General features: G+C 74.5%; 20 protein-coding genes and 1 other RNA gene. 15 read left to right on the top strand and 6 right to left on the bottom strand.

Annotated features, from left to right (window positions below; all coding sequences use genetic code 11):
* Positions 1–4 precede the first annotated feature (4 nt).
* Positions 5–529 carry a heme-degrading domain-containing protein gene (locus QUG92_RS07500; RefSeq protein ID WP_182047222.1) on the bottom strand — a complete coding sequence of 175 codons (525 nt, stop codon included), beginning with the start codon at positions 527–529 and terminating at the stop codon, positions 5–7.
* Between the two features lie 282 nt (positions 530–811).
* Between QUG92_RS07500 and QUG92_RS07495 the strand changes: the two genes are divergently transcribed.
* The 5 genes from QUG92_RS07495 to QUG92_RS07475 all read left to right on the top strand — a co-directional run bounded on the left by QUG92_RS07495 (position 812) and on the right by QUG92_RS07475 (position 6,615).
* Positions 812–2,296 (top strand): reverse transcriptase family protein, encoded by a 1,485-nt coding sequence (locus QUG92_RS07495; RefSeq protein ID WP_289458516.1) that lies wholly within the window; start codon positions 812–814, stop codon positions 2,294–2,296.
* Between the two features lie 27 nt (positions 2,297–2,323).
* Positions 2,324–2,575, top strand: a complete 252-nt coding sequence (locus tag QUG92_RS07490; RefSeq protein ID WP_289458513.1) for a DUF4287 domain-containing protein — start codon at positions 2,324–2,326, stop codon at positions 2,573–2,575.
* Between the two features lie 44 nt (positions 2,576–2,619).
* Complete coding sequence (locus tag QUG92_RS07485; RefSeq protein WP_289458510.1) at positions 2,620–3,615, top strand: putative endonuclease domain-containing protein; 996 nt, start codon at positions 2,620–2,622, stop codon at positions 3,613–3,615.
* Positions 3,616–3,688: 73 nt separating this feature from the next.
* Complete coding sequence (locus tag QUG92_RS07480; RefSeq protein ID WP_289458508.1) at positions 3,689–5,029, top strand: alpha/beta fold hydrolase; 1,341 nt, start codon at positions 3,689–3,691, stop codon at positions 5,027–5,029.
* On the top strand, positions 5,026–6,615 hold the full coding sequence (locus QUG92_RS07475) for a GMC family oxidoreductase (RefSeq protein ID WP_289458506.1): 1,590 nt from the start codon (positions 5,026–5,028) through the stop codon (positions 6,613–6,615). The genes QUG92_RS07480 and QUG92_RS07475 overlap by 4 nt, the downstream gene beginning before the upstream one ends.
* A 57-nt stretch (positions 6,616–6,672) precedes the next feature.
* On the opposite strand, the gene QUG92_RS07470 is transcribed toward QUG92_RS07475, so the two are convergent.
* Positions 6,673–7,254, bottom strand: coding sequence for a GIY-YIG nuclease family protein (locus tag QUG92_RS07470; RefSeq protein WP_411469377.1), 582 nt, complete (start codon positions 7,252–7,254; stop codon positions 6,673–6,675).
* 50 nt (positions 7,255–7,304) lie between these two features.
* On the bottom strand, positions 7,305–8,150 hold the full coding sequence (locus tag QUG92_RS07465; RefSeq protein WP_289458504.1) for a siderophore-interacting protein: 846 nt from the start codon (positions 8,148–8,150) through the stop codon (positions 7,305–7,307).
* 58 nt (positions 8,151–8,208) lie between these two features.
* On the opposite strand from QUG92_RS07465, the gene QUG92_RS07460 reads away from it, so the two are divergent.
* The 10 genes from QUG92_RS07460 to QUG92_RS07415 all read left to right on the top strand — a co-directional run bounded on the left by QUG92_RS07460 (position 8,209) and on the right by QUG92_RS07415 (position 18,425).
* Positions 8,209–8,907: a biliverdin-producing heme oxygenase gene (locus QUG92_RS07460; RefSeq protein WP_289458503.1), complete on the top strand. Its 699-nt coding sequence runs from the start codon at positions 8,209–8,211 to the stop codon at positions 8,905–8,907.
* 188 nt (positions 8,908–9,095) lie between these two features.
* Entirely contained in the window at positions 9,096–11,747 is a 2,652-nt protein-coding gene (locus QUG92_RS07455; protein WP_289458501.1) for a phosphoenolpyruvate carboxylase, read from the top strand.
* Between the two features lie 143 nt (positions 11,748–11,890).
* Complete coding sequence (locus QUG92_RS07450) at positions 11,891–13,105, top strand: multidrug effflux MFS transporter (protein ID WP_289458499.1); 1,215 nt, start codon at positions 11,891–11,893, stop codon at positions 13,103–13,105.
* Positions 13,106–13,162: 57 nt separating this feature from the next.
* A complete protein-coding gene (locus tag QUG92_RS07445; protein ID WP_069711054.1) occupies positions 13,163–13,501 on the top strand; it encodes an STAS domain-containing protein in 339 nt (112 codons plus the stop codon).
* Positions 13,498–13,911 (top strand): ATP-binding protein, encoded by a 414-nt coding sequence (locus QUG92_RS07440; RefSeq protein ID WP_083263638.1) that lies wholly within the window; start codon positions 13,498–13,500, stop codon positions 13,909–13,911. The genes QUG92_RS07445 and QUG92_RS07440 overlap by 4 nt, the downstream gene beginning before the upstream one ends.
* Positions 13,912–14,037: 126 nt before the next feature.
* Complete coding sequence (locus QUG92_RS07435; RefSeq protein WP_289458493.1) at positions 14,038–15,003, top strand: helix-turn-helix transcriptional regulator; 966 nt, start codon at positions 14,038–14,040, stop codon at positions 15,001–15,003.
* Positions 15,004–15,030: 27 nt separating this feature from the next.
* A complete protein-coding gene (locus tag QUG92_RS07430; RefSeq protein WP_289458492.1) occupies positions 15,031–15,609 on the top strand; it encodes an RBBP9/YdeN family alpha/beta hydrolase in 579 nt (192 codons plus the stop codon).
* Positions 15,610–15,715: 106 nt separating this feature from the next.
* Positions 15,716–16,753, top strand: coding sequence for a hypothetical protein (locus QUG92_RS07425; RefSeq protein ID WP_289458491.1), 1,038 nt, complete (start codon positions 15,716–15,718; stop codon positions 16,751–16,753).
* 53 nt (positions 16,754–16,806) lie between these two features.
* The gene (locus tag QUG92_RS07420) at positions 16,807–17,694 is read left to right on the top strand and encodes a Nif3-like dinuclear metal center hexameric protein (protein ID WP_289458490.1); all 888 of its coding nucleotides are present in this window, start codon (positions 16,807–16,809) and stop codon (positions 17,692–17,694) included.
* The gene (locus QUG92_RS07415) at positions 17,691–18,425 is read left to right on the top strand and encodes a zinc ribbon domain-containing protein (protein WP_182047655.1); all 735 of its coding nucleotides are present in this window, start codon (positions 17,691–17,693) and stop codon (positions 18,423–18,425) included. Before QUG92_RS07420 ends, QUG92_RS07415 begins: the two co-directional genes overlap by 4 nt.
* Before the next feature lie 143 nt (positions 18,426–18,568).
* On the opposite strand, the gene rnpB is transcribed toward QUG92_RS07415, so the two are convergent.
* The 3 genes from rnpB to map form a co-directional block, all read right to left on the bottom strand.
* Positions 18,569–18,923, bottom strand: an RNA gene (gene rnpB, locus QUG92_RS07410) — RNase P RNA component class A.
* 211 nt (positions 18,924–19,134) lie between these two features.
* Positions 19,135–19,884, bottom strand: a complete 750-nt coding sequence (gene ppgK, locus QUG92_RS07405; RefSeq protein WP_069711048.1) for a polyphosphate--glucose phosphotransferase — start codon at positions 19,882–19,884, stop codon at positions 19,135–19,137.
* A gap of 29 nt (positions 19,885–19,913) precedes the next feature.
* Positions 19,914–20,777, bottom strand: coding sequence for a type I methionyl aminopeptidase (gene map, locus QUG92_RS07400; RefSeq protein WP_289458488.1), 864 nt, complete (start codon positions 20,775–20,777; stop codon positions 19,914–19,916).
* Between the last annotated feature and the right edge of the window lie 48 nt (positions 20,778–20,825).

The following is a 20,825-nucleotide window of genomic DNA, read 5'->3' as shown; positions in this document are numbered from 1 at the left end:
GCCGTCAGTAGCCGGTGGTCGCGCGCCGACCGCCCTGCGCCAGGTGCGCGCGCAGGGCCTCGACCACGAGCGCGTGGTCGTCGTGCATCTCGAGGCCGCTGACCCCGACCGCGCCGATGAGGTTCCCGCGCACCACCAGCGGGAAGCCGCCGCCGGCCGCCTGGTAGCGCCGCGGGTCGAGGGCCGCCGCCTCGTCGAACGTCGACCCGCCCGCCTCGTACTGCGTCCGCACCGTGAGCGTCGCGTGCGCGAAGTGCCGCACCACCCGGAACTTCCGGTCGAGCCAGGCATCGTTCACCGCGCCCGACCCGGGCGTCGCCGCGTGGAAGACCCGCTGCTCCCCGAAGGACACCGCGACGGCCACGCCGAGGCCGCGGTCGAGGGCGGTCGCGCGGAGCCAGGACCCCACCGCCCAGGCCTCGTCGAGGTCGAACGCGTCGAGGTCGAGCTCGCGTTCCTCCGCGAGCAGGACGGCGAGCTTCTCCTCGGTCCGCAGGTCGCGGTACCGGGCGCCGGTGGGATCGGACATGGTGCTCCTCACGGGGGACGTCGGTGTCGTCCGTCACGCTACCGGGCCGCGGCACCCGGTCGGGTGCTGTGTCGCCGGGCCCGGTGCCGCGTCACCGAGCCGCATCCGTCACGGTCGGCGACGGGTGACGACGGGTCGCGCCCGCTCGGCGGACCACGCGCGGCGTGTCCTGCCCGCTCGGCCGGCCGCCCGTGGGTGTGGTCCACGACCGCCGGACGGGAGGCGCGTGCCGGCCCCGCCCCGAGCCTCCCGTCCGTCGGTCCGTCGCCGTAGGGTGAGCGCGTGGAGTTCCCGGGGGAGGCGGCCGGCGCGCGTGACGCGTCGACCTCTCCGGGGGCACCCCGGGGCACGCAGGACCAGCAGGACGACACGCCCCGAGCGGGACGGCGCGCTCCGCGCGCGACGCCGCACGGAGGCACCGACGGGTCCCCCGGGAACCCCACGCCCCTCGCCGAGGTCGCCACGGCGCTCGCCGACGCGTTCCTCACCGCCGAGCGGTGGGCGCCCGACGAACTGACCGCCGCCGGATGGGCGGTGCTCGGGGTCGAGCGCGCCGTCGTCGGGCTCGCGGTCGACGCGGCCCTCCGCACGTACCCGCGGCCGCCGGAGGACGCACCGCGGCAGCTCGCCGCCGTGCTCGCCGACGATGCCCGGCTCGCCGAACTGCACCGCGCTCGCGCCGCGCGTCGTCCGGTGCGGGTGCTCGCCCGTCGTGCCACCGCCGTCCGGGCCCGTCCGGACACCGCCAGCCCCCTGCTCGTCGACACCCTGCCGGAGCTGGCCCGGGCGCTCGGGGTCACGCTCGGCCGGCTGCTCTGGCTCGCCGACACGCGGGCCTGGAACCGGCACGCGGGGCCGTCGAGCCCGCTCCACCACTTCCGGTACGGGTGGGTGGTGCGTCCCGGTCGGGTCCCGCGGCTGCTCGAGAAGCCGATGGACCTGCTCCAGCGGACCCAGCGGACCGTCCTCGACGAGCTGCTGGTCGCCCTGCCGGTGCACGACGCCGCACACGGGTTCGTGCCCGGCCGGAGCGTGGTGACCGGCGCCGCGGTGCACACCGGGCAGCAGGTCGTCGTCACCGCGGACCTCACCTCCTTCTTCGCGAGCGTCACCGCGCCGACCGTGTACGGCGTCTTCCGGGCAGCGGGCTTCGCGGAACCGCTCGCGCACGTCCTCACCGGGCTCTGCACGCACCGGGTCCCGCCGCACGTGCTGACCGGCATGCCCCCGGGCGGCAGTCCCGAGGACCGCGCGGCACTCCGTCGGTCGCTGGCGGTCGCCCACCTGCCCCAGGGCGCGCCCACCTCGCCGGCGCTCGCCAACACCGCGCTCCGGCACCTCGACGCCCGGCTCGCCGGGTGGGCGGCGGCGAGCGACGCGGTCTACACGCGGTACGCCGACGACCTGACCTTCAGCGGCGGCGACCGGCTCGCGGCGCGGCCCGAGGCCTTCCTCCGTGGCGTCGGCCGCATCGTCGACGACCAGGGGTACCGCCTCGCCCCGCACAAGTCGCGGGTCCGGCGTCGGGGGAGCCGGCAGTCCGTCACGGGCGTGGTCGTCAACGACCGACCGTCCCCGGGCCGGCGTGAGGTCGACCGGCTGCACGCGCTGCTGCACAACGCCGCCGTGCACGGGCCTGCGTCGCAGGACCGGACGGGCCACCCGGACTTCCGCGCGCACCTGCTCGGGCGGATCGGGTGGGTCGAGCAGGTCCACCCGGGGCGAGCGCGACGCCTGCGCGAGGAGTTCGACCGCATCCGCTGGTGACGCGCGCGGACGACTACCGTGACCCGCATGACGACGCACCGCGTTCCCGCTCCGGCACTCCCGGCGGACGGGGCGAAGCCGAAGGGGCCCGCCTCGTACTTCCCGAGCATCGAGAAGACGTACGGCCGCCCCGTGCAGGAGTGGCTCGACCTGGTGGCCGACCGGCTCGACGACCACCGCCACATGGAGGTGGTGGCCTGGCTCAAGGACGAGCACGGGTTCGGCCACGGACACGCCAACGCCGTGGTCGGGTACGTCCGGAACGCCCTCGGGTCCTGACGCCCCGCTGCCGGGTTGTCGGTGGCGCTGCCTAGCGTGGTGCCGTGGTCGAACCCGTGGAGGCGTGGTGGCGGCGGAGGCAGTGGTCCCGCGGCACGGCGGTGCCGTACGCGGTCGGTGAGTTCCGTTCGGCGTGGGCGTCGTACCCGGTGCTCGTCCGCCAGTACCACCCCGACCGGAACCACGGCGTCGTGCTCACCCAGGTCCCGCCGCTCGCCGAGGTCCTGCTGACCTGGGAGTGCGACGTCGGCCACGTCTTCGTCGCGACGCCGGCCGAGCAGCGGTCGCGCCCCGGGCGTGAGCGGCGGCGGTCGGTCTGGTGCCCGGAGTGCCAGCTGCAGGCCACCCCGCGTCGTTGGCCGGTGCTGCCGGCGGACTGGCCGAGCGCGGTCCCGGCACCGCAGCGCGCCGAGCGGGTCCGCGGGCGGCAGACGCTCCCCGCTGCCCCGGCGCGCGGAGCGGCCCCGGGTGCCGGGCTCCCGAGCGCCGGTGCCGTGCCCAGCGGAGCGGTCGCCAGCGCTCGCGCCCGTCCCGGTCGGTCGCGGAGCGGTCGGGCCGCGCAGCCGGTCCCGCGGACGATCTGCCCGAAGACCCCTCGGCTACCCTCGGGGGAGTCGTTCACGAGCCGGTGCGCGCCCGCGACGGCCTCGGCGGTCGAGGCGGACCTCCGCGCCGCGCTGCAGGAGCGGTTCGCGCTGACCTTCGACCACACCGCGATCCGGCTCGACCGTCCGGTCTTCGACCACGTCGAGGCCTGGCCGGACATCGTGCTGCCCGAGCTGCGGGTCGCGATCGAGTACGACAGCACCGGTCGTCACGGTCTGGAGCACGTCGGTCCGCGGCAGGACACCGACCGGCGGAAGGACCGTGCCGTCCGTGCCGTCGGGTGGGAGGTCGTCCGGATCCGGACCGGCCGCCTGCCGGCGCTCGGGCCGTACGACCTCGAGGTGTCCGGGATCTCCCGGGGCACGATCGAGCGGCTCGTCGACACCCTGCGCGAGCTCCGCGGTCCGCTCTTCGTGGACGCGTACGCACGGTGACGACCACGTCGGGGTACATCGCCGGGGTACAGGTTCGCTGGGTCCCGCGTTCCGCGGACGGTAGGAACGAAGCATGACAGCGACCGCCTTCTGCCTGCACGCGCTGGGCTCCAGTTCCGAGGAGTTCGCGCTCCTCCGCTCGGAGCTCGCCGGTGACCTCGACCTCGTCGGCATCGACCTGCCGGGGTTCGGGCGGAGCCCCGCCTCGGGCGGCACGACCGTCGAGGAGATGGCCGTGCGGGTCGAGCGTGCGATCGGTGCCAGCGGCGCCACGGAGTGGGTGCTCGTCGGGCACTCGATGGGCGGGAAGGTCGCCACGGTCGTCGCCGACCGGACCGTCTCCGGCGCGAACGGCCTGTTCGGGCTGCGCGCCGTCGTGCTCCTGGCCCCGTCGCCCCTCGCGCCGGAGCCGATGGCCGAGGAGCGCCGCGCGTCGATGCTCGCGTGGGCCGAGCACGGCCCGATCGAGCAGGACCACGCCGCCGAGTTCGTCGACGCGAACACCGCCGAGGTGCTGCCGCCCGACCGCCACGAGCAGGCCGTGCAGGACGTCCGCCGGACCGACCCCCGCGCCTGGCGCGACTGGCTGCTCCGCGGCAGCCGCGAGGACTGGTCGGCCACGGCCGCACCGAACCCCGTACCGACGCTCGTGCTGGCCGGAGCCGAGGACGGGGACCTCGCCGCCGACGCCCAGCGCCGGCTGACCCTGCCGCACTGGCCCGCCGCCGAACTGCACGAGGTCGCCGGTGCCGCACACCTGCTGCCGTGGGAGCGTCCGGTCGAGGTGGCCGCGATCGTCCGCGACTTCTGGACCCGGCGCGTCGCGCACGCCCCGGTCGTGCCCGCTGACAACGCCCGCGTGATCGCCTCACCGCGCGTGAGCGCCCGGACCCGCGGGCTGCTCGCCGTCCGGTCCCTCGCCGACGACCCGGCCGCGGCCCCGGACGCGCTCGACCAGCAGCAGCTCGACACGCTCCGCGCGGTCGCCCGGATCGTCGTCCCGCAGCCGGGGGAGCACGAGGTCGACCTGGCGCTGCGGGTCGACGCGCAGCTGGCCGCGGGCCAGGGCGACGGGTGGCGGCCGGACGGGATGCCGACCGACGTCGAGGCGTACCGCGCGGCCCTCGACGTGCTCGCACCGGCGGCCGGGTCCGACGCCCTGGCCGATGCGCTCGAGGACGTCGCCGCCGGTCGGTACCGCTCGGACGGCGCACTCGACGCCGAGCAGCTCCGCGCGTGGTTCGAGGACGCGAGCGTGGACCTGGTCAAGCAGTGGCTCGCCCACCCCGCGACCATGTCCGAGATCGACTACGACGGCTTCGCCAACGGTGGCGACGGCGTCCGCAAGCAGGGCTTCCAGGTGCTCGGTGCCGGGCAACGGGAAGCATGGGAACCCGAGGGAGCAGCACGATGAGACTCGACGCACAGCGGCGCTACCAGGACGACGAGGTCGTCGACGTGGTCGTGGTCGGGACCGGTGCCGGCGGCGCACCGCTCCTGGCCCGACTCGCCCGCGAGGGCCTGACGGCGGTCGCCTTCGAGGCCGGTCGCAACACCGAGCCGGGGGACCACACCCCGGACGAGGTCGAGGCCCCCGCCGACATCAACTGGATGGACGAGCGGATCAGCGGCGGCGCGACGCCGACGGCCTTCGGACCGAACAACAGCGGCACCGGCGTGGGCGGCTCGACCCTGCACTGGGGCGCGTTCACCCCGCGGCCCAGCGTCCACGACCTGCGGCTGCGCACCGAGAGCGGGCAGGGCGAGGACTGGCCGATCGACCACGCCGAGCTCACCGGGTACATCGAGCGCGTCGAGCACGAGGTCGGCGTCGCCGGGCCCGAGCACTACCCCTGGGACCCGTCCCGTCGGTACCGGATGGGTCCGCCGCCGCGGAACGCGTCGTCGGACATGATGATGCGCGGGACCGCCGCGCTCGGCATCACGGCGACGGACGCCCCCGTCGGCCTCACCACCGAGGACCGGCACCAGGAGCACCACGGTCTCCGTCAGGCCTGCGTGTCGTGCGGGTCCTGCCACCAGGGCTGCCGGAACGGCGCCAAGGTCTCGATGGACACGACCTACCTGCCCGCCGCCGTGGCCTTCGGCGCGGAGATCCGACCGGAGTCCTTCGTGCACGGCATCGAGCTCGACGCCGACGGCAAGGTGTGCGCGGTGCTCTACACCCGTGACGGCCGCGAACGGCGTCAGCGCTGCCGGTCGCTCGTCCTCGCAGCCGGTGGTGTCGAGACGCCGCGGCTGCTCCTGCACACCGGACTCGCGAACAGCAGCGGTCAGGTCGGCCGGAACTTCACGGCGCACGGGGCGACCCAGGTCTGGGCGACCTTCGACGAGTCGATGCGCTCGTACCGCGGGTACCCGTCGTCGATCATCACCGAGGACTTCGTCCGGCCGGCCGACGCCGACTTCGCCGGGGGCTACCTCATCCAGAGCCTCGGGGTGCAGCCCCTGACCTTCGCGACCACGCTCGTCCGCGGCGGGTCACTGCGGGGCGCCGAGCTCGTCCGGGCGATGCGCGACTACCCGCGGATGGCCGGGGTCGGCATCAACGCCGAGTGCCTGCCGTACGACGACAACCGGCTCGTGCTCTCCGACGAGCTCGACGAGCACGGGGTCCCGCGAGCCCGGGTGACGTTCTCGCCCGGGTCCAACGAGGAGGCGATCCGGGCGCACGCCGTCCGGACCATGAGCGCGATCGTCGAGGCGGCGGGTGGCACGGACGTCCGTGTCCTCGAACGCACCGCGCACACGATCGGCACCGCGCGCATGGGGACGGACGCCGGCTCGTCCGTCGTCGACCCGGCCGGGCGCTCGTGGGACGTCCCGAACCTCTGGGTCTGCGACAACTCGGTGTTCCCGAGTGCCGTCATCGCGAACCCGGCGCTGACGATCATGGCGCTCTCGCTCCGGACGGCCGACCGGTTCCTCCGCGACGACCCCGCGGCCGACCGGGCCCGGTCGGTCGCCGTCGCCGCCTGAGGGCAGACGGGCGGCGCACACCGTCGCCCGTCGCCCGACCGCGGCTGCGCGCGGGCCTCAGCCGCGCAGTGCGAGCGCCTCGCTCGTCCACCGCGCGTGCAGCGCCCACGGGTCCTCGACCCCGGCCGCCACGGTCGCGACGTGCGCCAGCAGCGCCGGCGTCGTCCGGAACCACTCCGTCCGCGGGTACCGGTCCGTGGCGAACACGGCGTGCCGGCGGCGTTCGACCCGTCGGTCGCCGCGTTCGAACGCCAGGAGTTCCTGGTGCGGCACCGCGGCGAGCCGCTGCCGGGGGTTCGCGGTCGTCCCGATCTTGACGCGGTCGCCGAAGTCGTCCCGCTGCCGCAGGTAGTACACGACGTCGACGCGCGGCGGGGGCAGCTCGCCGTCCGGCACGTCGCCCCACGGCCACTCGCAGGTCGCGCAGGTCGTCGCGGTCGGCCAGCGGACACCGAGCCGCGACCCGCAGACCGGGCAGGGTCCCGGCAGGGCGTCCTCGGTGCCGACCTGCTCGGCCGCCGTGTCCGTCACGAGCGCGACGTGGCCGCCGCAGAGCGGCAGGACCGCGGCGAAGCCGTCGGCGGACGGTGCGTCGCACCCCGGGACGCAGCAGGCGGGGACGGAGGGAGGGGTGACCACGCGCCGGACGCTAGCGGGCACCACCGACGCGACCCGTGCCTCCCGTCCGCTCAGTCGGCGAAGATCACCCCGACCGGCTCGCGCTTCTCCTCCTGGAACCGGTCCTCGGCGCGACCGAGCGCCCAGTACGCGGACAGGGACAGGTCCGCCTTCTCGAGACTCCAGTCGTCCTGCAGGAGCCGCCGGATCGCCTTGACCGCCGTGCGCTCACCGTGCGCGAAGACCTGCACCGGCCGGGAGGCGCGGGGCAGCGCCTCGGCCGCCGCCAGCAGGAGCGTGCCCGGCTCCGCGCCGGTGGCGTCGCGGTGCAGCCACCGCAGGTCGACACCGGCCGGGTGGACGAGCGGCTGCTCGTCGGCCGCGGAGGCGACCTCGACGAGCGCGACCCCGGTGGCGTCCTCGTGCATCGCCGCGAGGGCCGCACCGATCGCCGGCAGCGCGCTGTCGTCGCCGAGCAGCACGTGGGTGACGTCGGGGTCGGTGGCCGGGGTGTACCCGCCGCCGGGACCGGAGAGCGCGAGCAGGTCGCCGGGCCGGGCCGCCACCGCCCACGGACCGGCGAGGCCCTCGTCGCCGTGCACGACGAAGTCGATCGCGATCGTGCCCGCCTCGTGGTCCACCGACCGCACGGTGTAGGTGCGGCGGGCCGGACGCTCGTGCTTCGGCAGGTCGGCCCGCAGCGCGTCGAGGTCGTACGGCGGCACGAGGCCGCTCGCGGGCGGAGCGAGCAGGAGCTTGACGTACTTGTCGGTGGCGGCGAGCCGGTCCGGGTCGGCGCCGTCGACGAAGTCGCGGAAGGCCGGACCGCCGAGGTGCACGCGCACCGTGTGCGGGGTGATCCGTTCCGTCCGGTCGACGACGAAGACGTGCTGGGTGCGCTTGGGGCTCGGGCTCATCGTGGGGCTTCCTCTTCCGGTGCTCGACCTTCTCAGCAACTGAGGTTAGCCTCACCTCATGAGTCCGACCGTGACGCCGTTCTCCGAGCTGCTGCGGCGGCGGTCCCGCACCGGTGCGGGCGCGACCGCCGGTGCCTCCGCCTGGGCGGGCGGGGCGCACGACCTGCTGGCGGGGGACTGCGACGTCGCGGACTACGCCGACCTGCTCGGACAGTACGCCGTCGTGTACGACGCGCTCGAGCGCGCCGCCGAGCGGATGGCCGACCACCCGGTCGCCGCACCCTTCGTGACGACCCAGCTCACCCGGATGCCCGCGATCCGCGCCGACCTCGAGTACCTCGTCGGGCCCGACTGGTCCGAGCTCTGCTGCCCGACGGCCGCGACGACGGCGTACGTCCGCCGGCTGAACGAGGTTGCCGCGACCTCCCCGGGCGGATTCGTGGCGCACCACTACACGCGGTACCTCGGGGACCTGTCCGGTGGACCGACGCTCGCGCGGCTGCTCGAGGAGCGGTTCGGCTTCGACACGAACGGCGTGCTCTTCACGATCTTCGACCAGGTCGCCGACCCCGCGGCGTTCGAGGACACCTACGGCGCCCAGCTCGACGCCGCGCCCTGGACCGCGGCGGAACGCGAGGCCGTGCTCGCCGAGGTCGACCTGGCCGCGCGCCTCGACCGGGCGCTCGTGGCGTCGCTGCGTCGACCGGCGTCCCCGACCGCGGCGCTCGGCGGCGCGGCGCACCCCCTCCTCGCCTGACGGCGGTCCCCCGACCCGTCGGGGCCGTGACGTGTGCGCGCCGTGCAGGGGTGCTCCTGCGCACACGTCGCGGCCCCGGCGTCCACCCCTGCAGTGGTCCGTCCGGACGGTCGTCGTCACGTGCCGTCGTGCGCCGGTACAGTGCTGGGGACCCGGGACGCGGTCCCGGCGCAACGTGAGAGGAACCCATGACGGCGATCGACGGATCGACGCGCCACGGGCGCGCACGGGACGACGTCAGCGGAGCGGTCGACAGCGACCTGCGCGCGGACGTCCGGTACCTCGGCAACCTGCTCGGGCGGGTGCTGCGGGAGACCGGTGGCGACGAGCTGCTCCACGACGTCGAGAGCCTGCGGGCCGCGGTCATCGGCGCCTACGAGGGGTCCGACGCCGAGGGTGCCGCCCGGGCCGAGGCCATCGTCGCCGAGATGTCCGCGGAGCGGGCCGAGGCCGTGGCGCAGGCGTTCACGACCTACTTCCACCTCACGAACCTGGCCGAGGAGCACCACCGCGTCCGCGTGCTCCGGGCCCGCGGCGACGACGGCGGTCTCGCCGGCGACTCGTTCCCCGCCACCTACGCCTCGCTCGTCGAGCAGGTCGGTGCCGACGAGGCCGCCGCGCGCCTGGCCGACCTGCGCTTCCACCCGGTGCTCACCGCGCACCCGACCGAGGCCCGCCGCCGTGCGGTCACCACGGCCGTGCGCCGCATCACCGACCTGATCGACGAGCGCGACCACACCCGCAACGCGACCGCGCGCGCCGAGAACGAGCGGCGCCTGCTCGAGGAGATCACGACGCTCCTGCGCACCTCGCCGCTGCGGACCACGCGACCGACCCCGCTCGACGAGGTCCGCACCGCGATGAGCGTCTTCGACCAGACGCTGTTCGAGATCGTGCCGCAGGTCTACCGCCTGCTCGACGACCGGCTGCTCGGCGACGACGCCGGCCGGGCGCCGGTGACCGCTCCCGCCTTCGTGCGCTTCGGCACGTGGATCGGCGGCGACCGCGACGGCAACCCGCACGTCACCGCGGCCGTGACCCGGCAGGCCGCCGACATCGCGGCGGAGCACATCCTGCTCGGCCTGTCGCGCGCGGCCACCCGCATCGGCGCCGCACTGACCCTCGACGCCGCCGAGACCCCGGCCGACGCCGGGCTCCAGGCGCTGGTCGCCGCGCAGGAGGCGCTCGACCCGGGCATCGCCGAGCGCATCGGCGTGCGAGCGCCGAACGAGACCCACCGGCGGGCGCTGCTCTTCGTGGCCGCGCGGATCCGTGCGACCCGCCGCGGGAAGGACGGTCTGGCGTACGGCGGTCCCGAGGAACTGCTCGCCGACCTCCGGGTCATCCAGGCCTCGCTCGTCGCGGCCGGTGCCGCCCGCACCGCGAACGGCGAGCTCCAGAACCTCGTGTGGCAGGTCGAGACGTTCGGCTTCCACCTGGCCGAGCTCGAGGTCCGCCAGCACTCGCAGGTCCACCGCACCGCCCTCGCCGAGATCCGCTCGGGGGAGCCGCTCAGCGACACGACCGAGGAGGTCCTCGCGGTGTTCCGCACCGTCGCGGACCTGCAGCAGCGCTACGGCGTGCGGTCGGCGCACCGGTACATCGTGTCCTTCACGCAGTCCGCCGCCGACCTGGCGAACGTGCACGAGCTGGCGACGGCGGCGTGCGGCGACGCGGCGCCCGTGCTCGACGTCATCCCGCTCTTCGAGACCTTCGCCGACCTGCACGCGAGCGTCGACATCCTCGACGAGGCCGTCCGCACCGAGCCGTTCCAGCGCCGGCTCGCGGCGACCGGGCGGCGACTCGAGGTCATGCTCGGGTACTCGGACTCGTCGAAGGACGTCGGCCCGGTGTCGGCGAACCTCGCGCTCTACGACGCCCAGGCGCGGATCGCCGACTGGGCGCGGGACAACGACGTCGAGCTCACGCTCTTCCACGGACGCGGCGGTTCGCTCGGCCGTGGTGGCGGACCCGCGAACGAGGCGGTGCTCGCGCAGCCGCCGGGGTCGATCGACGGGCGCCTGAAGCTCACCGAGCAGGGCGAGGTCATCTTCGCCCAGTACGGCGACCAGGACATCGCCGCGCGGCACCTCGAGCAGATGGCCTCGGCGACGCTCTTCGCGTCGTCGCCGTCGAACGAGGACCGGACGGCGGTCGCCGCCACCCGGTTCGCCGAGCTCGCACAGCAGCTCGACGACGTCTCCCGGCAGGCGTTCTACGACCTGGTCAAGGCCGACGGCTTCGCGCCGTGGTTCGCCCGCGTGACGCCGATGGAGGAGATCGGGCTGCTGCCGCTCGGCTCCCGGCCGGCCCGTCGCGGCCTGAGCGTCGAGTCCCTCGAGGACCTCCGCGCCATCCCGTGGGTGTTCTCGTGGACGCAGGCGCGCATCAACCTCGCCGGCTGGTACGGCCTGGGCTCCGCGCTCGAGGCCGTCGGCGACGTCGAGGTCCTCCGTGCCGCGTACGCCGAGTGGCCCCTGTTCGGCGCGATGATCAAGAACGTCGAGATGTCCCTCGCCAAGACCGACGAGCAGATCGCCCGCCGGTACCTCGAGCTCGCCGACCGCGACGACCTCGCGGCGAAGGTCCTCGACGAGATGCTCCGCACCCGCGACTGGGTGCTCCGGGTCTCCGGCGGCAGCGACGTGCTCGAGGACCGGCCGGTGCTCGCCCGCGCCGTCCGGCTCCGCAGCCCGTACGTCGACGCACTGTCGCACCTGCAGCTCCGAGCGCTCCGGTCGATCCGGACCAGCGGCAGCACCGACCCGACGGACGGCGACCACCGGTTGCTGCTCCTGACGGTCAACGGGATCGCCGCCGGCCTGCAGAACACGGGCTGATCCGACGGGCTGTCCCGACGGGTCGCGATCGCGACCCGGTGCCGGACGGGAGGCGCGGTGCCGGCGGGCGTCGCGCCTCCCGTCCTGTGCGACCACGGTGAGGGTCCTGTCGAATCGATTCGCGGACGCGTAGCGTTGCGTTCGTGACGACGGAGCGCGAACGGACCGGCCGACCCGCGACCGGTGGCGTGCTGCCGCCGATCGTCCCGCTCGCGCTCATCGTCGGCGTCTCGCCCTTCGCGACCGACATGTACATCCCGGCGCTGCCGACCATCGCGCGCGAGCTGGGGACGTCGCCCGGCGTCGTGCAGCTCTCGCTCACCGCGTTCCTCGTCGCGTTCGCGGTCGGACAGCTGCTCGCCGGCCCCGTGAGCGACGGCATCGGCCGGCGCCCGCTGCTGCTCGTCGGCACCGCCGGGTTCGCCCTGGCCTCGGTCGGCTGCGCCCTCGCGCCCGACGCGACCACCCTCGTCGTGGCGCGGGTGGTGCAGGGCCTGGCGGGCGCCGCCGGGTCCGTCGCGGGACGTGCGATGGTGTCCGACACGACGACGGGGCCGCGCACCGCGAAGGTGTTCGGCACGCTCGCCGCGATCAACGCGATCGGACCGGTGGTCGCCCCGCTCGCCGGGGGAGCCGTCCTGACCGTCGGCTCGTGGCGGCTCATGTTCGTCGTGCTCGCGGTGCTCGGTGCCGTGTTCACCGCGGCCGTGGCGCTCCGCTTCGGCGAGACCCTGCCCGCGACGGCGCGCGGGGGCACCGGGTTCCGGGCGAACGGCCGACGCATCCGCGACCTCATGGCGATCGGGCGCTTCCGGGCGTACGTGCTCACCGGCGTGCTCTCGACGATCGGGTTCTTCGCCTACATCGCGACGAGTTCGTTCGTGTTCCAGCGGCAGTACGGGTTCTCGGAGCAGCTCTACACGCTCGTGTTCGCGACGAACGCGTCGATGATGATCGTCACGACGCTGGTGTTCCGGAGGGTCGTCGGGCGGTTCTCCGAGGACACGCTCCTGACGGCCGGTCTGGTCGTCGGTGCGATGGGGAGCGCGGCCGTCCTGGTCTTCGCCGTGGCCGGCACCGGCCCCGTGGCGGTCTGGTGCGCACTGGCCGTCGTCACCGGCGCGTGGGGCTTCGTGCTGCCGGCGGCGATGACGCGGACCCAGGCGGTCGGCGCGGCGCACCCGGGCACGGCGGCGGCGCTGCAGGGCGGGCTGACCTTCGGGCTCGGCGGCCTCGGGACGCCACTCGCGGGTGCGCTCGGCGGCACCGCGACCGCGATGGGGGCCGTGATGGCCACCCTCATCGCGGCGGCCGTGGTGGTCCAGCTCGTCGCGACGCGGCGGGGCCGTTCCGCCTGAGGGCACCGACCCGGTAGGTTGCAACGTGCACCCGTTCCGGACCGAGGAGGCACCTGCATGGACATCGTCGTACACGAGGCAACGGACGACACGGCCGTGCTGGAGTGCAGCGGCCGGCTGAACATGGTCAGCGCGGGCGCGTTCCGCGAGACCGTGGCGAAGGTGGTCGGCGGCGGCCGGGCACGACTCGTCGTCGAGCTCTCCGGCGTCGAGTTCATGGACTCGTCCGGGCTCGGCGCGCTGGTCGGTTGCCTGAAGACCGCGCGCCAGGCCGGCGGGGACCTGCGCATCGCGGCGCCCTCCGAGCAGGTCCAGATGGTCCTCAAGCTGTCCAACATCGACAAGATCCTGCGGACGTACCCCGACGGGGACGCCGCGGTCACGAACTGGGGATGACCGTCACCATGGGCGAGCACGTGCTCGATCTCGCCTGCCCGCCCGAGGACGTGACGGCGGTGCACGCCTTCCTGTCCTCGGTGTGGGACCGCGAGCCGGACCTGTCCGTCGAGGACCGCATGGCGCTCGAACTCGCCCTCGTCGAGCTCGCGTCGAACGTCATCGAGCACGGTGCGGCCGGCAGCCGCATCGCGTGCTCCATGCGGTTCGCCGTCCGGCCCGACGACGTCGTCGTGACGATGGTGGACGACGGCGTCCCCGTGTCGGTCGACCCGTCCGCCGCGCACCTGCCGGACGCCATGGCGGAGGGCGGACGCGGACTCGCGCTCGTGCAGATGGTCGTCGACGACCTGCGCTACGAGCGGGTCGACGGGCGCAACCAGTGGGTCGTCCGGCGCGGACGGCACTGAGACGGCACGGACGTGCACCCCGTGCGGGGGTGGACGACCATCCGGTTCACGCACTCCGGCAGCCGTTCCGCGCACCCTGCGGAGCCGACCGTGCCCCGGACCGGTCGGGGTGACACGCTCACCCTGATGAGCACCGAGACCCGCGCGGACCCACGACTGCGCTACGAGGCGTCCGGTACCGACCTCGGCGCGGCGCTCGACCTCTTCTCCGACGCCTACGAGGGTGCGCACTTCAACGGGGCGAACACGGAGCGCTCCTTCGCGTACCGGTTCCGCATGGTCGGGGACGGCTCGATGTCCCTGCGGACGACGCACTTCGACGCGAAGGCCACCGGGCAGGCCACCGCCGGCGACGAGTACGTCGTGATGTGGACGACCGACGGCGGCGGCACCGTGGACGTGGGTCGCGACGACGTGACCTTCGCGCCCGGCACGCCCGTGGTGTTCCCGAGCGGCCGGCCGTTCGTCTTCGAGCTCGAGGACATCCGGCAGAACCTCGTGCACTTCGACCGGCGCTTCCTCGAGCGCGTCGCCGCCGAGGAACACGGCGGCCAGGCCGGCCCGCTCGTGTTCGACCACGCCCAGCGCCCGCGCACCGAGGACCTCCGTGGGTGGAACGCCCAGGTCGCCCGTGCCGCCCGCGTCGTGCTCGGCCCCGCCGAGCCGTCCCCGCTCCTGCTCGCCGAGATCGCCCGTGAGACGGCGCTCGCGATGCTCCACACCTTCCCGCACCAGCAGCTCGCGCCGGAGTCGCCCGTGCCGCAGGGGGCCACCAGCCGCGTGCGCGAGGCGGTCGAGTACATGCACGCGTACGCGCACACGCCCATCACCACGACGGACGTCGCGGAGCACGTCGGGCTGAGCGTCCGTGGGCTCCAGCAGGCGTTCCAGCGCCAGGTCGGCACGGCACCGAACGCGATGCTCCGCGGCATCCGCATGGACCGCGTGCGCGAGGAGCTCGTCGCGGGCAGCCCGGGCCAGCTGACGATCGCCTCCGTCGCCGTGCGGTGGGGCTTCGCGCACCTCGGACGCTTCTCGGCGGCGTACCACCAGCGCTTCGGCGAGTACCCCCGCGACACCCTGCACGGCTGACGCGGCACGTCCCGCTACGCTGCCCGGATGCACGAGCACGAGCACGAGCACGCCGCCGACCGGTACCCGTGGGTCGTCGTGCCGGGCATCTGGGACTCGGACCCGGAGCACTGGCAGTCACGCTGGCAGGACGACCGCGGACCGGAGGCCGTCCGCATCGCTCCCGCGTCGTGGTCGGCGCCGGACCCGGACGACTGGGACCGGGCGATCTCGGACGCGGTCGCCGCGTGCGCCCGCCCTCCGGTGCTCGTCGCGCACAGCCTCGGGGTGCTCGCTGCCGCCCGCTGGCTCACCGCGCACGACGACGGTGGGGCCGCCGGCGCGTTCCTGGTCGCACCGCCCGACCCGACCGCTCCGGCCTTCCCCGACGCCGCACGGGGCTTCGGGCCACCCGGCGGCGCGGTCACGACGCCGACGGCCCTCGTCGTGAGCGAGGACGACCCGTACTGCTCGGCGGAGCGGGCCACGGCCTTCGCGTCCACGCTCGGTGCCCGGGTGCTCCGGGTGGGGGAGCGGCAGCACGTCAACGTGGCGAGCGGCGTCGGGGCGTGGCCGGAGGGACGACGGCTCCTCGACGGGTTCGTCCGCGACGCCGTGGGACGCTGACACGCCGCTCACGTCCGGACCGACACGTCACGTACAGTGCGGCGGGATGCGCGACACACCGCGGATCTCCCACCCTCGCCAGCCCGTGAAATCTATCCTGCGTCACATGGAGACCCAGCCCGGCGCGCGCACCCCCCTCGTGGACCCCTTCGGGCGCGAGCTCGAGGAGTGGCTCCGGGACGTCCCGGCCACCCGGTCGCCCTACCTGGCGGACCTCGTGGTGCCGCCGGTCACGGGTCCCGTGCAGCGGCCGGTGGTGCCCGCTGACGAGACCGCCGCGTCGCCGGTCGTCGAGTCGCCGGCGACCCCGTCGGCGACCGCCACCAGCACGGACGCCACCGCGTTCCGCCGTCGTGACCGTGCCCGTCACGTCGCCGCGTGCGCCCCCGCGTTCCCCGAACCCCCGGCCCGGATCGCCCTGCGCTTCGAGGACCTCGCCGTCGAGGTCGCCGCGTCGAGCGGCCGCACCACGATCGAGCGCATCGTCCTGCTGGAGGACGAGGTCCGCCGCCGTGACGAGGACCTCGCCCGACTCGCCGCCTGGGAGACCACGGTCGCCGACCTCGACGACGCCGAGGTGCAGGCCGCCCGCGCCTTCGCCCGTGCCGTCTTCGCCGACCTGCTCGCCGACGCCGCCGACGAGGCCGAGCGACGCGAGCGCGCCGCCGCCCGTCGTGCGGCCACCGGCCCGCTGCCGACGCCCGTCCGCGACGCGGCGGCCGCCCGTGCGACGCGGACCGCGGTGCCCGCACCCGCCGCGACCGCGCCCGCGACGACCGCAGCCAGCACGACCCGACGCACCGTGACCGCCACCGGCGCCGAGGTGACCGCCCCGGTGCGTGACGAGCCGGTGCGACCGGCGCTGTCCCTCCAGGCCGGCCCGCCGGTCTCCGCGTCGACGCGCCCCACCCCGCTCGTGCAGCCCGCGACCGGACCGACCGTCATCGACCGTGCCGCGTTCGCCGCTGCCCTCACGGCGCACGCCGGCACGACGGCGAGCACCCCGGTCGTGCTGCCGGAGGCGGTCTCGCTCCCGGTCGAGCGCGACGCCACGGCGGGCGACGCACCCGTCGACGCCTCGGCCGACGGCGGGTGGTGGACACGACTCGTCGCGCGTCTGCGTGCCCTGTTCGGCCGTCGCTGACGGACCGCACGCTGCCGGACCGCACGCTGCCGACGGCTCGGTAGACTGACGGGATGCCGACGCTCCGCGAACTCCAGGCCGTCACCGAGGACCTGTGGCCCGCCGCCGGCGCCGAATCCTGGGACGCCGTCGGGCTCGTGTCCGGGCACCCGGACCAGCCGATCGAGCACGTGCACCTCGCCGTCGACGCCGTGCCGGCCACCGCCGACGAGGCCGTGGCGCTCGGAGCGGACCTGCTCCTGACGCACCACCCGCTGCTGCTCCGCGGGGTGACGACCATCGACGAGACGACCGCGAAGGGCCGCGTGCTCGCCACCCTGGTCCGGGGTGGTACCGCCCTGCTCGCCGCGCACACGAACGCCGACGTCGTGACCACGGGCACCTCCGCGGTGCTGGCCGACCGGCTCGGTCTCACCGAGCAGCGGCCCCTCGAGCCGGGGCAGGACGCCGCGACGGGCATCGGCCGCGTCGGTGTGCTGCCGGCCGGTACGACCCTCGGTGCCCTCGCCCGCACGCTCGTCGACCTCCTGCCACCCACCGCGACGGGCGTCCGGGTCTCCGGCGACTTCGACCGTCCGGTCCGCACGGTCGCCCTCTGCGCCGGTGCCGGCGACTCCCTGCTCGGCAACCCGGCCGTCCGCGCCGCCGACGTCTACGTCACGAGCGACCTCCGGCACCACCCCGCCTCGGAGTTCCGCGAGCAGGCCCTGCTCGCGGACGGCCCGGCGCTCGTCGACACGTCGCACTGGGCGACCGAGTGGCTGTGGCTCGACGTGGCCGCCGAGCAGCTCCGTCGCGCGACGGGTGTCCGCGTGACCGTCAGCGACCTCCGCACCGACCCCTGGGACTTCGCCGTCCTGCCGGCAGCCGGACCCGCCAGCCCGACCGCAGCGGACGCCGAGCCGGCGTCCGCACCCGCCCCCGAAGGAGACCGACCGTGAAGGCAGCACCCGAGGACCAGGTCGTCCTCCTCGACCTCCAGCGCCTCGACAACGACGTGACGCGGCTGACGCACCGCATCACCGCGCTGCAGAAGGGCGACCGGCTCACCGAGCTCGGCACCGCCGCGGCGTCGCTCCGTGCGCAGCTGGCCGCCGCGACCGGCCAGGTGGAGGACGCCGAGCGTGACCTCGCACGGCTCGAGTCCGACACCGCGACCGCGCAGGCCCGCATCGAGCGCGACACGACGATGCTGCAGAACGCGTCGAACGCCAAGGACGTCGCCGGACTGCAGAGCGAGATGGAGTCGCTGCGTCGGCGCATCGGCGACCTCGAGACCGCCGAGCTCGAGGTCATGGAGCAGCTCGACGTGCACCGCGCCCGCGTCGGGGACATCGAGGCGGAGCTCGCCCGCGTCGAGGCCGACCGCACCACGCTCGTGGGGGAGCGCGACGCCGAGATCGCCCGGGTGCAGGCCGACCGGGACGCCGCGGTGCAGAGCCGCGCGAGCGTCGCGGCGAAGGTGCCCGCGGACCTGCTGGCGCTCTACGACCGGCAGCGGGACCGCTACGGCTTCGGCGCGTCGCTGCTGCAGGGTGGCGTGTCGACGGCGTCGGGCGTGACGCTCACGAACTCCGACCTGCAGACGATCCGGCAGGCGGCGCCCGACGACGTCGTGCTCTGCCCGGACAGCGACGCGATCCTGGTGCGGACGGCCGAGTCCGGCCTGTAGCGCGACCACACGACGGACGGGAGGCGCGGTGCCGGCTGGCACCGCGCCTCCCGTCCGTCTACGCGCGCCTGCGCACGCCGAGGCGCCGATCTCGCTGCGGAGTCTCGCTGCGGATGCGCGAGACCCGCGGTGGGCGTGTGGTGCGAACGGGCCGGCCGTACGCCGGGTTCTGTCCCGCTCTCGCGGTGACGGCCATCTCTCTCGGACCGACGTTGCCGCCGGCCTCCAGCGGTCCACCCGAGGACTCAGCGAGCAGCCTCGTCGTCCTCTGTCTGACCTTGCTCCGGGCGAGGTTTACCGAGCGGATCCGGTCACCCGGACCCCTGGTGGTCTCTTACACCACCGTTTCACCCTTACCGACGTCGCCGCCGGCGGTCTGCTTTCTGTGGCACTGTCTCGCGGATTGCTCCGGGTGGGTGTTACCCACCGCCCTGCTCTGTGGAGCCCGGACGTTCCTCGGCACTCCCGGGGGAGTGACGCGACCGTCTCACCGACCCGTTCGCACCAGCGATTGTACCGGCAGTCCGGGGCGCGAGTGCGCCTGGGCCGCAGCTTCCCGAGGTTCCACGATGTCGGCATCTCGGGCCGCGCGGTCTGTCTCCCCGGATCCGCGACGGGACGACCGCGGCGGGTCGTGGAACCTCGGCGACGGAGGCCGGGCGCGTCGAGGGTGTGGAAGGACGACCCGTCGCCGCAGGGCCGGACCGGACTACCTGCTGGTGGCCGCCAGGGTCGCGGCGCCGATGATGCCGGCGTTGTTCCGGAGGGTCGCCGGGATGATCTCGGCCTGCAGGTCGAGCAGCGGGAGGAACTCCTCGTGGTGCTTCGACACGCCGCCGCCCACCACGAAGAGCTCCGGGGAGAGCAGCGCCTCGAGCGTCGAGTAGTACTTCTGCAGCCGCTTCGCCCAGTGCTTCCACGACAGGTCGTCGCGTTCCTTGGCGGCGAACGACGCGCGGGACTCGGCGTCGTGCCCGTCGATCTCGAGGTGCCCGAGCTCGGAGTTCACGATGAGCACGCCGTCGTTGATGAGCGCGGTGCCGATCCCGGTGCCGAGCGTCGTGACAACGACGAGCCCGTCCTTGCCCTTCGCCGCACCGAACTGCTGCTCGGCGAACCCGGCGGCGTCGGCGTCGTTGACGAAGTGGATGGAGCGGCCGAGCTCCTTCTCGAAGAGCGCCTCGGCCTCGAAGCCGATCCACTTCTTCGACACGTTCGCCGCCGACATGGTCTTGCCGTCGCGGACGATCGCGGGGAAGCAGACGCCCACCGGCACGTCGGCGGCGGGGGCGAGCTCGTCGAGGATCGACTTCGCCACGGCGACGATGTCGTGGGGCTTGCCGCCCTCGGGGGTGGCCTTCTTGATCCGGTCGGTCTGGAGTTCGCCGGTGGTGACGTCGACGATCGCGCCCTTGATGCCCGTACCGCCGATGTCGACGCCGACTGCGAGGGTGGTCATGGGTGTGCCTTTCTGGGGGAGGAGGTCCGTCAGGAGACGGTGAGGAGCTCCGCGCCGCGCTCGGTGACGACGAGGGTGTGTTCGAACTGTGCGGTCCACGACTTGTCGCGGGTGCTGACGGTCCAGTCGTCCGACCAGATGTCCGCGTCGATGCCGCCGAGGGTGAGCATCGGCTCGATGGTGAACACCATGCCGGGCTCGATGACGGTGTCGTACTGGGGTGCGTCGTAGTGGGGGATGATCAGGCCGGAGTGGAAGGCCCGCCCGACTCCGTGCCCGGTGTAGTCCCGCACGACGCCGTAGCCGAAGCGCTTGGCGTAGGCCTCGATGGCGCGGCCGATGACGTTGACCTGGCGGCCCGGGGCGACCGCCTTGATGCCGCGCTCGAGCGCGAGCCGCGTGCGGTCGACCAGGTCCTGCACCTCCTGCGATGCCTCGCCGACGACGAACGTGCGGTTCGTGTCGCCGTGCATCCCGTCCTTGAAGGCGGTGACGTCGATGTTGACCAGGTCGCCCTCCTGCAGCACGGTGTCGTCCGGGATGCCGTGGCAGATGACCTCGTTGAGGCTCGAGCACAGCGACTTCGGGTACCCGCGGTAGCCGAGCGTCGAGGGGTAGGCGCCGTGCGACACGACGTACTCGTGGCCGATGCGGTCGAGCTCGTCGGTGGTGACGCCCGGACGGATCGCCTCGCCCACGGCGTCGATCGCCCGCGAGGCGATGCGGCCGGCCGCCCGGATCCGCTCGACCTCGTCGGGCGTGTAGGTGTCGCCGAGACCGTGCTCGTGCGGCTCGGCGCGCCCGACGTACTCGGGGCGCTCGATGTCCTTCGGGACGGGGCGCTGGGGGGAGATCCGGCCGGCGGTCAGGTGTCCGTGTGCGTCCCGGGGCATGGCGACCACTCTAACCGGGTGCGGCACGAGCCTGTCGCGAGGGCGGGT

It is taken from the genome of Curtobacterium citri (assembly GCF_030362955.1).
Taxonomy (GTDB): domain Bacteria; phylum Actinomycetota; class Actinomycetes; order Actinomycetales; family Microbacteriaceae; genus Curtobacterium; species Curtobacterium citri.
Note: the sequence above shows the minus strand (reverse complement) of the source record. Positions and strands in the feature narration are given on the sequence as shown.